A 14,979-nucleotide genomic window follows, 5' to 3' on the forward strand; every position below is an offset into this window, starting at 1 on the left:
TTTTTCTTATACACTCCGGATGGCCAGAATGGCCAGCAATTCAAACCCGTTGATCAACCAGGGAATATCGCCATGTGGCAAAGCTATTTGAATGGACTGCTGGTCGCGATCGGCCTGATCATGGCAATCGGCGCACAAAACGCCTTCGTGCTGGCACAGAGCCTGCGCCGCGAGCATCACCTGCTGGTCGCCGGACTGTGTGTGCTGTGTGACGCCTTGCTGGTCGCCGCCGGGGTCTTCGGTCTGGCCAGTCTGCTGCTGCACAGCCCGCTGCTGCTGGCCATCGCGCGCTGGGGCGGGGCAGCATTTCTGCTCTGGTATGGCGCCCGCGCCCTGTTGCGCGCCCTGCGTCCGCAGGGCCTGAACGAAGACGGCAGCACACCGGCACGCTCACGCCAGGCGGTATTGATGAGCGCGCTGGCGGTGACCCTGCTCAATCCGCACGTCTACCTGGATACCGTGCTGCTGATCGGCTCGCTCGGTGCCCAGCAAGCCGCCCCTGCGGCCTATGCCGCCGGTGCGGCCAGTGCATCGCTGCTGTGGTTCTTCAGCCTGGCTCTTGGCGCTGCCTGGCTGGCGCCCTGGCTGGCGCGTCCGGCCACCTGGCGGATGCTGGATATTCTGGTCGCCTGCATGATGTTTGCAGTGGCCGCGCAATTGATACTGGACTAGTACCCACGCCTGCCCCGTGCCGCCAGATCAGGCGCGGGGTAGCGCTCGCCAAGGGCCTGCAGTAACCTGACTACACAGTTGTTACATGGATATAGCCCCTTGCCGGGTGTATGATCTTGCCCTCGCGGCGGTCGAGGTTGTCCTCATTACCCGCTGCATGTCCCCGCACATCCAGACCTGCTTAGGAGATCAACCATGGCTTTCGAATTGCCAGCGCTGCCTTACGAAAAAAACGCCCTTGAGCCACACCTGTCGGCCGAGACCCTGGAATATCACCATGGCAAGCACCACAACGCCTACGTGGTGAACCTGAACAATCTGGTTCCGGGCACCGAGTTCGAAGGCAAGAGCCTGGAAGACATCATCAAGACTTCCTCCGGTGGCGTATTCAACAATGCCGCGCAAATCTGGAACCACACCTTCTACTGGAACTGCCTGAGCCCCAACGGTGGCGGTGAACCAACCGGCGCCCTGGCGGATGCGATCAACGCGGCCTTCGGCTCGTTCGACAAGTTCAAGGAAGAGTTCACCAAGACTTCGGTCGGCACCTTCGGCTCCGGCTGGGGCTGGCTGGTGAAGAAAGCTGACGGCTCCCTGGCGCTGGCCAGCACCATCGGTGCCGGCTGCCCGCTGACTTCCGGCGACAAGCCGCTGCTGACCTGTGATGTCTGGGAGCACGCCTACTACATCGACTACCGCAACATGCGTCCGAAGTATGTCGAGGCTTTCTGGAACCTGGTCAACTGGGATTTCGTGGCGAAGAACTTCGCCGCCTGATTACAGATAGCGCGAACGAAAAAGCCCCGCCTGTCGGGGCTTTTTTTTGCAGCCGGCATTACCTGCCCCAAGGTATTTGCCCTTATCCCGGCTGAAGCACTTTGACGAGCCGCCTAGCAGTACCGATACTGATACGCATTGTGCGCTCAACGGCATGAGGAATTCCTTTATTGAAGATGAAGCTCAAGCACAGCCTGTCGCTGAAGCTATTGCGTGTGGTGCTTTTATCAGCGCTGGCCGTGGGCGTGGTCATCAGCTTCGGGCAGATATTCTTTGATATTACCCAGACCCGGCAGCAGATAACCGAAGATGCCCAGCGCATTCTCGGCATGTTTCGCGACCCTTCGACCCAGGCGGTTTACAGCCTGGACAAGGAGATGGGCATGCAGGTTGTCGAAGGACTGTTCCAGCACGAAGCCGTCACCTACGCCGGCATCGGCAACCCGGACGGTCCGGCGCTCGCCGAAAAACAGCGCCCGCTGCGCACGTCTTCAAGCCGCTGGATAACCGACCGCCTGTTCGGCGAGCAGCAGAGCTTCAGCACCGAACTTTCCGGCCGCGGCCCTTACAGCGAGCACTTCGGTGATCTGCGCATCACCCTGGATACCGAGCCCTATGGCCAGCGCTTCCTGAATAACGCCCTGATCATCTTTACCTCCGGCCTGCTGCGTTCGCTGGCCATGGGCCTCATGCTGTATCTGGTCTATCACCTGCTGCTGACGCGGCCGCTGACGCGGATCATCGAACACCTGACCAACATCAACCCGGACCGGCCGGGTGAGCATAAATTACCCATGCTCAAGGGCCACGACAAAAACGAGCTGGGCATCTGGATCAACACTGCCAACGAGCTGCTCACCTCGATCGAGCGCAATACCAACCTGCGCGCCGAAGCCGAGTCCGACCTGCAGCACATGTCGCGGCACGACATTCTTACCGGCCTGCCCAACCGCAGGCAATTGCATGAACTGCTCGACCAGATACTCGTCGATGCGGCTCGCCACAAGCAGCGGGTTGCCGTGCTGTGCATCGGCCTGGATGACTTCAAGGGCATCAACGAACAGTTCGGCTATCAGACCGGCGACGAACTGCTGATCGCCCTGGCGGGACGCCTGCGCAGCCATAACGGCCAACAGACTGCCCTGGCCCGCCTGGGTGGCGACCAGTTCGTCCTCGTACAGTCAAGAATCGACCAGCCCTACGAGGCAGCCGAACTGGCGCAGCTACTTATCGACGACCTGGAACAACCGGTTGTGCTCGAGCAGTACTCCATACGCCTGCATGCCACCATCGGCATCACCCTGTATCCCGAAGACGGTGACAACACCGAGCAATTGCTGCTCAAGGCCGAGCAGACCATGACCCTGGCCAAGACGCGCTCACGCAACCGCTACCAGTTTTTCATTGCCAGCCTGGATAACGAAGTACGCCGCCGCCGCGAACTGCAGAAGCACCTGCGCGAAGCGCTGGCACGCAATGAACTGCATCTGGTTTACCAGCCGCAGATCGACTATCACACCCAGCAGATCGCCGGTGTCGAAGCCCTGCTGCGCTGGCAACATCCCGAACACGGGGCGATCCCACCCGAAGTGTTCATACCGCTGGCAGAGCAGAACGAAACCATCATCGCCATCGGCGAATGGGTGCTGGAACAGGCCTGCCGGCAGTTGCGCGAATGGTATGACCAGGGTTTCAGCGGCCTGCGCATGGCGGTCAATATGTCCACCGTACAGTTACGTCACGCCGAGCTGCCGCGACTGGTCAGCAACCTGATGCAGGTCTACCGGCTACCAGCCCGCAGCCTCGAACTGGAGGTGACCGAAACCGGCCTGATGCAGGATGTCAGCACCTCGCTGCAGAACCTGAAAAGCCTGCGCGGGTCCGGCGCGCTGATCGCCATTGATGATTTCGGTACCGGCTATTCATCCCTGAGCTATCTGCAAACCCTGCCGCTGGACAGAATCAAGATCGACAAGAGCTTCATCAGCCAGCTCAACCCGCAGGATGACGATGTCAGCATTGTGCGGACCATCATTCAACTGGCGAAAAACATGCGCAAGCAGGTCACCGCCGAAGGGGTGGAGACTGCCGAGCAGGAAGCCTACATCATCAATGAGGGTTGCGATGAAGGTCAGGGTTACTTCTACAGCAAGCCACTGACCGCCCATGAAATGGGCCTGTTCATCAAAAAAGCCCGACGCCTTGCCGGGCCTCATCGGCTGGCCTGAAGCCGGCCGCTGGCGGTGCAGCAGGGCCTGTTACAACTGGTTGTTGACCAGCCAGGCGCTCGCCAGCGCACCGCCCAGACAGAAAAGCGCACCTGCCAGTGCCTGCCAGCGAAACCCTCTGGCCAGCTCATCCTCGCCCTTGCTCGAGAGAATGAAAGGTTGCGCTTCGCTCGGCTTGCGCAGCTCGTTGCGCGCTGGCGCGGCAGCGGCCTGCCGGTGGCGCACGGCTGCCTCTGTTGCAGCCGCCTGGCGTACCCGCTGCCATTCGGCATCTTCCAGCTGACCGCTGGCGTCCTGGTCAAAGCGCTGCAGCAAACCGGCAAAATCGCTTTTCCATTCACGAATCACCGCACCCTGGGCAGCCGCCGGATCAAAGCCCTGCTGGCTGGCACCCGTCGTCCGGAATTCACCGATGGCATACAGTGGCTCGCCGGCATGCAGGCGCTCTTCGGTATAGCGATAACGCCGCCCGCTGTTGAGCAAACCGAGCAGGCGATTCTGCTGTTGTACCCGCAGCGGATGCCGCTGCTTGCCACTCCAGACCTCGCGGGTTGACGGCCGCACTTCAGCCCCATGCGGGTTGATCAGGCAGGCGCCGGTAGCATCTTCCAGTTCCAGCCAGGCATCGCTGCTGCCGCTCTCCAGCGAACGCCACTCGCGCTGCTTGCCATCACTGCGCTGTTCTTCGATCTTGAAACGCCACCAGACGCAGGGCTTGCCGGTCAGCGGACCGCGCACCTGGCTTTGCGGCAGCTCGCGCAAGAGGCCATAGAGCTCGGTATAGCCCTGGGCCGCAGAACGGATTTTCGAAGTCGGCGTGTCCAGCAGGAAGCGCAGCTGGGTCAGACGCCGCAGGCACCACCAGCCGCCACCGACAAAAGCGCCGCCACTGAAGGCCAGACTGATGGCCAGTCCGGGAACATCCATCAGTTAGCCGAACAGCTGCTTGATATTCACATCGGCCTTTTCGGCTTCGCTGAATTGCAACAACTCCGCCGCCTTGAAGCCGAAATGACGCGCCAGCAGCACATCGGGAAACTGCTCGATACGCACGTTATTCAGGTTGACCGCTTCGTTGTACAGCTCGCGCCGATCGGCAATGCCGTTCTCCAGACCACTGATGCGCTGCTGCAGGAACTGGAAGCTCTCGTTGGCTTTCAGCTCCGGGTAGTTCTCGGCCAGCGCAAACAGTTGCCCGAGGCCGGCACGCAGTCCGCTCTCGGCCTTGCCCAGGGCGCCCACATCGTGCTTTTCCCGGGCGCTGGATACCGCATTGCGGGCACTGATCACCTGTTCCAGGGTGCTGCGTTCGTGCTGCATGTATTGCTTGCAGGTTTCCACCAGCTTGGGCAACTCGTCATGCCGTTGCTTGAGCAGCACATCGATATTCGACCAGGCCTTGCCAATCCCGTGCTTGAGGCGCACCAGCGCGTTATAGATGATCACGCCATAGGCGAGGCAGAACAACAGGGCAACTACTAGCGCAACACTGACCAGGCTCATGACTTAGGTTTCTCCGTAGGGCTTGGCGCATTCTAGCCAGACCAGCCCCGCAGGCAAAGGCGCAGGCAAAACGCCGACTTGTTAATAGAAATGTTTCGCATTAACATTATTGTTAACTACAAATCAGCATGAACCCGCCAATCAAGGAATTCACCGATGCCGCGCTTACCCTTTACCGCCAGCCTGCTCTCCATTGCCTTGTTGCTCAGTGGCTGCGGTGACGAACAATCCGCCACCGGCAACGCCGCCACCAGCACCTCTGCAGCTACCGCTGCCACCCCGAGCGCGATGCCCGGCCCTGCGCCGGAACAGGCCGCCGCCGTGGTCAAGCAGTATGCCAACCTCGCCTTTGCCGTGTTCACTGATGCCCTGACGAGCGCCGAAGCGCTGCAAAGCGCAATCAACCAGCTTCTCGCCGAGCCCAACGAGGCCAACCTGCAACTGGCTCGCGAAGCCTGGCTGGTGGCCCGCAAGCCGTATATGCAAAGCGAGGTATTCCGCTTCGGCAACCCGGTGGTCGACGACTGGGAAGGCCAGCTGAATGCCTGGCCGCTTGATGAAGGGCTGATCGATTACGTGGCGGCGGATTACCAGTTCGCTCTGGGCAACCCGGGCGCGCAGGCCAATATCATCGCCAATGCACAATTGCCGATAGGCGAAGAGCAGCTTGATCTGCGCGTCATCACCCCGGAACTGCTGGCCAGCCTCAACGAGCTGGGCGGCTCCGAAGCCAACGTCGCCACCGGTTACCATGCCATCGAGTTTCTGCTCTGGGGCCAGGACCTGCACGGCAGCAATCCCGGTGCCGGCGAGCGCCCGGCCAGCGACTTCGCGCTGGATGCCAGCTGTACGGGCGGTCACTGCGAGCGCCGTCGTGAATACCTCAAGGCCGCCACCACCCTGCTGGTCAGCGACCTGCGCTACATGGTCGGCCAATGGCAGGCCGGCGTCGCTGACAACTACCGCGCCCAACTTGAGGCCGAACCGGCCAATAGCGGTCTGCGCAAGATGCTCTTCGGCATGGGCAGCCTGTCTCTCGGCGAACTGGCCGGCGAGCGCATGAAGGTTGCCCTGGAAGCCAACTCCACCGAAGACGAGCAGGACTGCTTCAGCGACAACACGCACAACTCGCACTTCTATGATGCCAAGGGCATCCGCAACGTGTATCTGGGCGAGTACCGCAAACTCGACGGCACTACCCTCAGCGGCCCCAGCCTGTCGAGCCTGCTGGCAGCAGTGGATGCCCCGGCCGACCAGCAGCTGCAAGCCGAACTGGCCGCCAGTGAAGCCAGCCTGCAGAAGATCGTCGACAGCGCCGAGCAGGACAACCAGCACTTTGACCAGTTGATTGCCGCCGACAACCAGGCCGGTCAGCAGTTGATCCGCGACGCGATTGCCGCACTGGTCAAGCAGACCACCAGCATTGAAAAAGCCGCCGGCAAGCTGGGCATCAGCGATCTGCAAGCCGATAGCGCAGACCACCAGTTCTGATCTGCTCCAGCGGTACAGCGCAAGAGCTGAAACTTTGCGCTGTACCGCTGACGCTGGCCTACTTCCCGCACACCAAGGCAAACCCGATATGCGTGCCAACCTGCACCGGCTGGCCCCACTACTGATCCTGCTGCTCACTGCCTGTGAGCCAGCCAACGACTTCTCCCGCGCCGAACCTGGCGAAGCCCTGTCCGGCGGTGCCACCAGCGTGCACAAGCACGATGCGCAGGCGTTCTCCCTGCCCTCGGCCAACCTCACGCCCAGCCGCCGTCTGGATTTCAGCGTGGGCAACAGTTTCTTTCGCAACCCCTGGGTGATTGCACCTTCCACCACCACGGCCCGTGATGGTCTGGGGCCGTTGTTCAATACCAATGCCTGCCAGAACTGCCACATCAAGGATGGTCGCGGCCATCCGCCGGCGGCCAACGCTGAAAGTGCCGTATCCATGCTGTTGCGCCTGTCGATCCCGGCCCGGCCCGGCGACGAGGAAATCTTGCGCACACAAGGCGTGGTCGCCGAACCCGTCTATGGCAGCCAGTTGCAGGATATGGCCATCCCGGGGCACGCCGCCGAGGGCAGGATTCGCCTCGACTGGCACTACCAGCAGGTCACCCTGGCTGATGGCAGCCAGGTAGAGCTGCGCCGGCCGGAGCTTGTGTTGAGCCAGCTGGGCTATGGGCCGCTGCACCCGCAGACGCAATTTTCCCTGCGCACTGCGCCACCGATGATCGGCCTCGGCCTGCTCGAGGCCATCAGCGAGGCAGACCTGCTGGCCAATGCCGACCCGGAGGATCTGGATGGCGATGGCATCAGCGGGCGCGCCAACCGCGTATGGGATATCCAGCGCCAGCAAAGCGTACTGGGCCGCTTTGGCTGGAAGGCCGGCCAGCCCAGCCTGAACCAGCAGAATGCCGCAGCCTTTTCCGGCGACCTGGGCCTGACCAGCCAGCTGATAGCCGTTGATGACTGCAGTGACAACCAGCGCGCCTGCCGCCAGCAAGCCAATGGTGGCGAGCCCGAAGTCAGCCCTGAAATTCTCGCCAGCATACTGTTCTACAGCCGCAATCTGGCCGTGCCAGCGCGGCGCAAGGTTGACGACCCGCAGGTTCTGCAAGGCAAGGCGCTGTTTCATCAGGCCGGCTGTGCCGCCTGTCACGTGCCCGGCTTCACTACCCGGAGCAACGCTGCGGAAGCGGAACTTAGTCAGCAGAAAATCCGTCCATACAGCGACTTGCTGCTCCATGATATGGGCGACGGGCTGGCCGACAATCGGCCGGAGTTTCTCGCCACTGGCCGCGAGTGGCGCACCGCACCGCTGTGGGGTATCGGGATGACCGCCACGGTTAGCGGGCATACGCAATTTTTGCATGATGGCCGCGCACGCAACCTGCTGGAAGCGATACTCTGGCATGCCGGCGAGGCCGAAGCGTCCCGGCAACAGGTTGCAGCATTCAGCGCCGATCAGCGCCAGGCACTGCTGGCCTTTCTCAATTCACTCTAAGGAGCTGTGTATGCTGCATCCAGTTCGCCTAACCCTGCTGACCTTCAGTCTGCTGCTGGCCGCCTGTTCTGCGCCGGACCCGCAAACCCGCACCAGCAGCGCCCTGGCCCAGCATGTATTCAAGCCGGCCTATGCCGCCTGGGCCGTCAGCAGCCAGCAACTGACCGGTAGCGCCGAAGCCTTGTGCGCCGGCAGCATTGAACTGGATGCAGCACGCAAAAAACTGCTGGTCACGCAAACCGCCTGGGCGGCCCTGCAGCCACTGCAGCTGGGCCTGATCACCGAGGGCAACCGCAGCTGGCAAGTACAATTCTGGCCGGACAAGAAGAACCTGGTCGGGCGCCAGATCGAAGCCCTGCTGGACAAGACACCGCAGCCCGGGCAGAACGATCTGGAGCAGGCCAGCGTGGTGGTGCAGGGCCTGAGTGCCTATGAATACCTGTTGTTTGATCCGGCCATTGACCTGTCCCGCAAGGCCGACAAGGAGCGCTACTGCACGTTGCTGGTGGGCATCGCCCGCCACCAGAAACTGCTTGCCGACGAAGTCTTCGAAGACTGGGAAGCTGCAGACGGCATCGCCAGCAAGCTGGAAAGTTTTCCCAACACGCGCTACGCCGACGCCCATGAGGCTATCGCCGACCTGCTGCGGGCCCAGGTCACCGGCCTGGACGTGATGAAGAAAAAACTCGGCACGCCCCTCGGCGTACAGAGCAAGGGCACACCACAACCCTATCAGGCCGATGCCTGGCGCAGTGGCGGCTCGCTGGGCAACCTCGCAGCCGGTCTCGCCAGTGCCCAGCAGGTCTGGCAGGGTGAGCCGGACAACGGACTGCGCAGCCTGCTGGATGACAGCCAGCAGCCGTTGGCCAGACAAATCGACCAGGCCTATGCCGACACCCGGCAACAACTGGAGATGCTGCAACAATCGCTGACCGAACTATTCGCCAGTGACCGGGCACGCAGCCAGTTGCAGGCGCTGTACAGCAGTCTTGATCAATTGCATCGCCTGCACGAACGCGATCTGGCCAAGGCGCTCGACGTGCAACTGGGCTTCAACGCCCATGACGGCGACTGAGGGGCGTCAATGCAACGACGTACATTTCTCGGCCTGAGTGCTGCACTGCTGGCCGCAGGCGGTCTGGGCGGCTGGAGTCTGGCCCACCATAACGGGCAGCCGCTGTTGTTGTCGGCCCGCGATGACAGTGCCGGACAGCACTATGCGGTCGGCTACCGGCTGGACGGCCGCCTGCAGTTCAGCACTGCGGTGGCGCAACGCTGTCATGACATCAGCGTGCACCCTGCCCTGCCGCTGGCACTGTTCGTCGCGCGCCGGCCCGGTACCCAGAGCTACCTGCTCGACCTGCGCGATGGCCGGCTGCTGCAGACCCTCGAATCACCGGCCGGGCGGCACTTTTACGGCCACGCCCTGTTCGACCGCAGTGGCAACTGGCTGTACAGCACGGAAAACGACACCAGTGACCCCGGTCGCGGTGTGCTTGGCGTCTATCAGCTGCAGGGTCGTCGCCTGCAGCGCCAGCAGGAGCTGTCCAGCCATGGCATCGGCCCGCACCAGCTGGCCTGGATGCCGGATGGCCAGACCCTGGTCGTGGCCAATGGTGGCATTCGCACCGAGGCCGACAGCCGCACACCGCTCAATCCGCTGGAAATGGAATCCAGCCTGGTGCTGCTCGATCGCAACGGCACGCTGCTGGGCAAGGACCTTCTGCCGCAGCGGCTGAACAGCATCCGCCATCTGGCGGTGGCCAGTGACGGCACTATCGTCACCGCCCAGCAGTATCAGGGCGAGCTGACCGACAACGCCGCGCTGCTCGCCATCAAGCGCCCCGGACAACCCCTGCAGGCGTTTCCGCTGGCCGATGCACAGCGCCAGACCATGCAGCAGTACTGCGCCAGTGTGGCGATCCACAGCGAACTGCGCCTGATCGCGCTGAGCGCACCGCGCGGCAACCGCCTGTTCATCTGGAACATGGATAACGGCCGCCTGCTTCTGGAGGAGCATCTGCCTGACTGTGCCGGCGTGGCCAGTTGTGCCGACGGCTTTGTCGCCAGCTCCGGCGTCAGCGGTTGTCGGGCTTACGACTGCCGTGGCAGCAGCATCGCACGCCAGCCGCTGCAACTGCCGGCAGGACTCTGGGACAACCACCTGCGGCTGGCCTGAGTCCGCCCCGGCTGAACAGGGTCCAGACCGGCAAGGCAGTGGCCATACTGACGCAACAGATTGTTGCAGGAATGCACCCCGCCACGCGTTGCCTGTCCGCGCTGGTGCCGCCCGCTGCGCTCCGCCGGCAAAGCGCACCCCTTGCGGGACGCGGCCTGTAGCGCCGGTCCGGAGCAATTGCAGTCGGCGGCTGGCAGAATGCCCGGGGGCAAGGCCCGGCGCACCTGCGCCACGCACGCCGAACAGGCCCATGCAGATTGGCGTCTGGACGTTTATCATCCGCCACAGATCGGCGCAGCACACGGGTTAGCCGTGCATTTACGGCCTCAGCTGCCCCTACCCCATCTGCATTTCGCCTGTTAGCCAAGGAACCGGATCATGTTGCGACGCCGCATGCTGATCATGTTGGGCACCACACTGCTTGTTGTAGTGGCGCTCGGCTCGTACAAGGGTTACTCGATATACCAGCAGCTGCAAATGCTGGCCGCACCACCCAAGCCGGTGTATGTATCGGCAGTCGAGGCCAACAGCCAGCCCTGGCAATCACAGCTGGCCACCGTCGGCAGTCTGACCGCCTTTCAGGGCGTCGAACTGACCTCGGAAACCCGCGGCCAGGTCAAGCAGGTGCTGTTTGATTCCGGTCAGCGCGTCGAGCGCGGCCAGCCGCTGGTGCAGCTGAAAAATTCCGTCGAGAAGGCCGCACTGGCAACTGCCGAAGCGTCCCTCGGACTGGCCCGTATCGAGTTCAAGCGCGCCCAGGATCTGCTCAAGCGCCAGGTGCTGGCCAAGAGCGAGTTCGACCGGCTGGCGGCCGAGCTGGCTAAATCCGAAGCCGTGGTTGCCCAGCTCAAAGCGGTGCTGGCGAAGAAGGAAATCCGTGCGCCGTTCGCCGGCACCATCGGCATCCGCAAGGTCGATGTCGGCTCGCAACTGTCCTATGGCACCCCCTTCGCCACCCTGCAGAACCTCGACAAACTCTATCTGGACTTTTTCCTGCCGGAACAGAATCTGCCGTTACTGAAAGTCGGGCAGACCGTGCTGACAACCGTTTCGGCCTATCCGGGTGAAGTTTTCCAGGCGCAAATCGTTGCCATCAGCCCCAAGGTGGAAACCAACACGCGCAACGTGCAGATCCGCGCCAGCCTGGATAATCCCGGCGAACGGCTGCTGCCCGGCATGTTCGCCGGACTGGCAGTGCAATACGGCGAGCAGCAGGACGCCGTGGTGGTTCCGGAAACCGCCGTGACCTTCACCCTGTATGGCAATACCGTGTTTGTGGTGGCGCCCAGGCTGGATGCCGACGGCAAACCGCTGCTGGATGCCGATGGCCAGCCTGAACTGATTGCCCAGCGGCGCAACGTGGAAGCCGGCGAGCGCCGTGACGCCCGCGTTCACATACGCAGCGGCCTCAAGGCCGGCGAGCAGGTTGTCACCAATGGCCAGCTGAAGCTGGATGACGGCACCCTGATCAAGCTGACCAAAGACCCCGCACAGCGCAAAACCGCTGCCCAATGATTGCGACTGCAAGGACCTGATCCCGATGGCCTTTACCGATCCGTTTATCCGCCGTCCGGTGCTGGCTACCGTCATCAGCCTGCTGATCGTGCTGCTCGGTTTCCAGGCCTTCAAGAATCTGGCCGTGCGCGAGTTTCCGGAAATGGAAAACGCGCTGATCACGGTCACCACCGCGTACCCCGGCGCCAATGCCGAAACTATCCAGGGTTACATCACCCAGCCATTGCAGAACAGTCTGGCCAGTGCCGAAGGCATTGACTTCATGACCTCGCAGAGCCGCCAGAACGTTTCCGTGATTTCGGTCTATGCGCGCATGGGCAGCGACAGCGACAAGCTGCTCACCGAACTGCTGGCCAAGGCCAACGAAGTCAAAAGCAGCATGCCGCCCGCGGCGCAGGACCCGCTGCTGGAAAAGGAAAGTGACGGTCACGCGCTGATGTACCTGAGCTTTTCCAGCAAGGAAATGAGCCCGCAGCAAACCACCGACTACATCTACCGCGTGGTTCAACCCAAGCTCGCCACCCTGCCCGGCATGGCCAAGGCCGAGGTCATGGGCAACATGGTCTTTGCCATGCGCATCTGGCTGGAGCCGGCACGACTGTCGGCCTACGGCATCACCGCCAATGATGTGAACACCGCCATTCGCCAGTACAACTACCTGTCCACCGCCGGTGAAATCGAAGGCGAACTGGTGGTTACCAGCCTGAACGCGCAGACCGAGCTGAATAACGCCGAGGATTTTGCCAACATACCGATCAAGGTCAGTGGCGACAGCCGGATCCGCCTGGGTGATATCGCCCGCGTCGAGCTGGGCTCGGAAAGCTACGACATGGTGTCGTCGATGAACGGGGTGCCCTCGGTATACATCGGCATCAAGGGCACCCCCAGCTCCAACCCGCTGGAACTGATCAAGCATGTTCGTGACCAGCTGCCGGGAATTGAGGCCCAGTTACCGGAGAGCCTGCACCTCGATGTGGCCTACGATGCCACCAAGTTCATCCAGGCCTCGATCGACGAAGTCATCGGCACCCTCGCCGAAGCCGTGATCATCGTGATTGCCGTGGTGTTCCTGTTCCTCGGCTCGTTCCGCTCGGTGCTGATTCCGGTGATCACCATTCCGCTGTCGATGATCGGCGTACTGTTCTTCATGCAGCTGATGGGTTACTCGATCAACCTGCTGACCCTGCTGGCCATGGTGCTGGCGATCGGTCTGGTGGTGGATGATGCGATCGTGGTGGTGGAGAACATCCATCGGCACATCGATGAGGGCAAGACGCCCTTTGATGCCGCCATAGAAGGTGCCCGCGAGATTGCCGTACCGGTGATCTCGATGACCATCACCCTGGCCGCCGTATACGCTCCGATCGGTTTTCTCAGTGGCCTGACCGGCGCCCTGTTCAAGGAGTTCGCGCTGACCCTGGCCGGCTCGGTGATCATCTCCGGCATTGTCGCGCTGACCCTGTCACCAATGATGTGCAGCCAGCTGCTGGAGCCGAAAAGCACCGGTGACGGCGGCCTCGCGCACAAGCTGGACCAGATTTTCGAACGGCTCAAGCAGCGCTACCAGCGCGCCCTGCACAACAGCATGGAGACGCGCCCGGTGGTACTGGTGTTTGCCTTGCTGATCCTGCTGCTGATCCCGGTGCTGCTGACCTTCACCAAGAAGGAGCTGGCGCCGAGCGAAGACCAGAGCATGATCTATCTGTTTTCCAGCTCGCCACAGACCAACAACCTCGAATACCTGAATGCCAACACCGATGAGTTCATCGAGATATTCAAGAGCATTCCCGAGTACAGCCGCACCTTTCTGGTCAACGGATCGGATGGCGTGCATAGCAGCTTTGGCGGCTTTGGCCTGGTGCCCTGGAATGAACGCAGCCGCAGCCAGATGGAGGTGCTGCCGGAGCTGCAGGCCAAACTCAACACCATCCCCGGCATCAAGGCGTTTGCCATCAACCGGCCGTCACTGCCCGGCGGCGGCAGCGGCCTGCCCTTCCAGTTCGTGATCAATGCACCGGCGTCGTACGAGTCCCTGCTTGACGTGGCCGAACGCGTCAAGGCCAGGGTTGCTGCGAGCAACAAGTTTGCCTTTGTCGATACCGATCTGGACTTCGACAAACCGGAACTGGTGATCGATATCGACCGCGAGAAGGCCGCGCAGATGGGCGTCTCCATGCAGGACATCGGCCAGACCCTGGCCACCCTGCTCGGCGAAAGCGAGATCAACCGCTTCACCATCGAAGGCCGCAGCTACAAGGTAATCGCCCAGGCCGCGCCCGAGGCGCGCAATTCGCCGAACTGGATCGGCAACTACTCGGTACGCAACGCCAAGGGCCAGATGGTTTCGCTGGCAACCCTGGTGACGGTCAGCGAGCGGGCGCGTCCGGCCCAGCTCAGCCAGTTCCAGCAGCTCAACTCGGTGACCATCAAGGGCTTCCCGCTGGTCAGCATGGGCGAGGCGATTGACAGCGTCATGGCAATCGCCAAAGAGGAGTCCCCCAAAGGCTTCAGCTTTGACTATGCCGGCGCCTCGCGGCAGTTTGTCCAGGAAAGCGGCGCACTGGCCACTACCTTCGGCCTGGCCATGGCGGTCATTTACCTGCTGCTGGCCGCGCAATTCGAGAGCTTCCGCGATCCGCTGGTAATTCTGGTCACGGTGCCGCTGTCGATCTGTGGTGCTTTGATACCGCTGTTCCTCGGCTTCGCCACGCTGAACATCTACACCCAGGTCGGGCTGGTCACACTGATCGGCCTGATCAGCAAACACGGCATCCTGATCGTCGAATTCGCCAACCACCTGCGCCTGGAGAAAGGCCTGAGTGCGCGCGAGGCCGTCGAGGAAGCGGCGGCGATTCGTCTGCGTCCGGTACTGATGACCACCGCTGCGATGGTCTTCGGCATGCTGCCGCTGCTGGTCGCCAGCGGCGCCGGCGCCGTCAGCCGCTTCGACATCGGTCTGGTGATTGCCACCGGCATGTCGGTGGGCACGCTGTTCACCCTGTTCGTGCTGCCGAGCATTTACACCTTGCTGAGCAAGCGCGACATCCACAGCGTCGCCACTGCCAGCTGAAACCTGCGCAGGACAAGCGCCCAATAAAAAGCCCCGAAACCGG

The 14,979-nt window shown here is 62.1% G+C and carries 11 protein-coding genes; 9 read left to right on the top strand and 2 right to left on the bottom strand.

The features are described 5' to 3' along the window. The first annotated feature begins 72 nt into the window (after positions 1-72). The 3 genes from BLT89_RS12870 to BLT89_RS12880 all read left to right on the top strand — a co-directional run bounded on the left by BLT89_RS12870 (position 73) and on the right by BLT89_RS12880 (position 3,677). Positions 73-672: a LysE/ArgO family amino acid transporter gene (locus BLT89_RS12870; RefSeq protein WP_090196059.1), complete on the top strand. Its 600-nt coding sequence runs from the start codon at positions 73-75 to the stop codon at positions 670-672. Between the two features lie 195 nt (positions 673-867). After that, on the top strand, positions 868-1,449 hold the full coding sequence (gene sodB, locus BLT89_RS12875; RefSeq protein WP_090196062.1) for a superoxide dismutase [Fe]: 582 nt from the start codon (positions 868-870) through the stop codon (positions 1,447-1,449). 170 nt (positions 1,450-1,619) lie between these two features. Continuing rightward, the gene (locus tag BLT89_RS12880; protein WP_090196065.1) at positions 1,620-3,677 is read left to right on the top strand and encodes a putative bifunctional diguanylate cyclase/phosphodiesterase; all 2,058 of its coding nucleotides are present in this window, start codon (positions 1,620-1,622) and stop codon (positions 3,675-3,677) included. A 30-nt stretch (positions 3,678-3,707) separates the two neighbouring features. On the opposite strand, the gene BLT89_RS12885 is transcribed toward BLT89_RS12880, so the two are convergent. Both BLT89_RS12885 and BLT89_RS12890 read right to left on the bottom strand, forming a co-directional pair. Then, positions 3,708-4,604: a GIDE domain-containing protein gene (locus BLT89_RS12885; RefSeq protein ID WP_090196068.1), complete on the bottom strand. Its 897-nt coding sequence runs from the start codon at positions 4,602-4,604 to the stop codon at positions 3,708-3,710. 3 nt (positions 4,605-4,607) lie between these two features. Next, positions 4,608-5,180: a LemA family protein gene (locus BLT89_RS12890; RefSeq protein WP_090196071.1), complete on the bottom strand. Its 573-nt coding sequence runs from the start codon at positions 5,178-5,180 to the stop codon at positions 4,608-4,610. 156 nt (positions 5,181-5,336) lie between these two features. On the opposite strand from BLT89_RS12890, the gene BLT89_RS12895 reads away from it, so the two are divergent. The 6 genes from BLT89_RS12895 to BLT89_RS12920 all read left to right on the top strand — a co-directional run bounded on the left by BLT89_RS12895 (position 5,337) and on the right by BLT89_RS12920 (position 14,936). Then, a complete protein-coding gene (locus tag BLT89_RS12895; protein ID WP_090196073.1) occupies positions 5,337-6,671 on the top strand; it encodes an imelysin family protein in 1,335 nt (444 codons plus the stop codon). 88 nt (positions 6,672-6,759) lie between these two features. Further along, the gene (locus tag BLT89_RS12900) at positions 6,760-8,172 is read left to right on the top strand and encodes a di-heme oxidoreductase family protein (protein ID WP_090196076.1); all 1,413 of its coding nucleotides are present in this window, start codon (positions 6,760-6,762) and stop codon (positions 8,170-8,172) included. A gap of 10 nt (positions 8,173-8,182) precedes the next feature. Further along, positions 8,183-9,247 (top strand): imelysin family protein, encoded by a 1,065-nt coding sequence (locus tag BLT89_RS12905; RefSeq protein ID WP_090196079.1) that lies wholly within the window; start codon positions 8,183-8,185, stop codon positions 9,245-9,247. A gap of 9 nt (positions 9,248-9,256) precedes the next feature. After that, a complete protein-coding gene (locus tag BLT89_RS12910; protein WP_090196081.1) occupies positions 9,257-10,351 on the top strand; it encodes a DUF1513 domain-containing protein in 1,095 nt (364 codons plus the stop codon). A 378-nt stretch (positions 10,352-10,729) separates the two neighbouring features. Continuing rightward, positions 10,730-11,866, top strand: a complete 1,137-nt coding sequence (locus tag BLT89_RS12915) for an efflux RND transporter periplasmic adaptor subunit (RefSeq protein WP_090196083.1) — start codon at positions 10,730-10,732, stop codon at positions 11,864-11,866. A gap of 25 nt (positions 11,867-11,891) precedes the next feature. Next, positions 11,892-14,936 carry a multidrug efflux RND transporter permease subunit gene (locus tag BLT89_RS12920; RefSeq protein ID WP_090196085.1) on the top strand — a complete coding sequence of 1,015 codons (3,045 nt, stop codon included), beginning with the start codon at positions 11,892-11,894 and terminating at the stop codon, positions 14,934-14,936. Positions 14,937-14,979: the final 43 nt, after the last annotated feature.

The sequence above is a fragment of the Pseudomonas pohangensis genome, assembly GCF_900105995.1.
Lineage (GTDB): Bacteria > Pseudomonadota > Gammaproteobacteria > Pseudomonadales > Pseudomonadaceae > Aquipseudomonas > Aquipseudomonas pohangensis.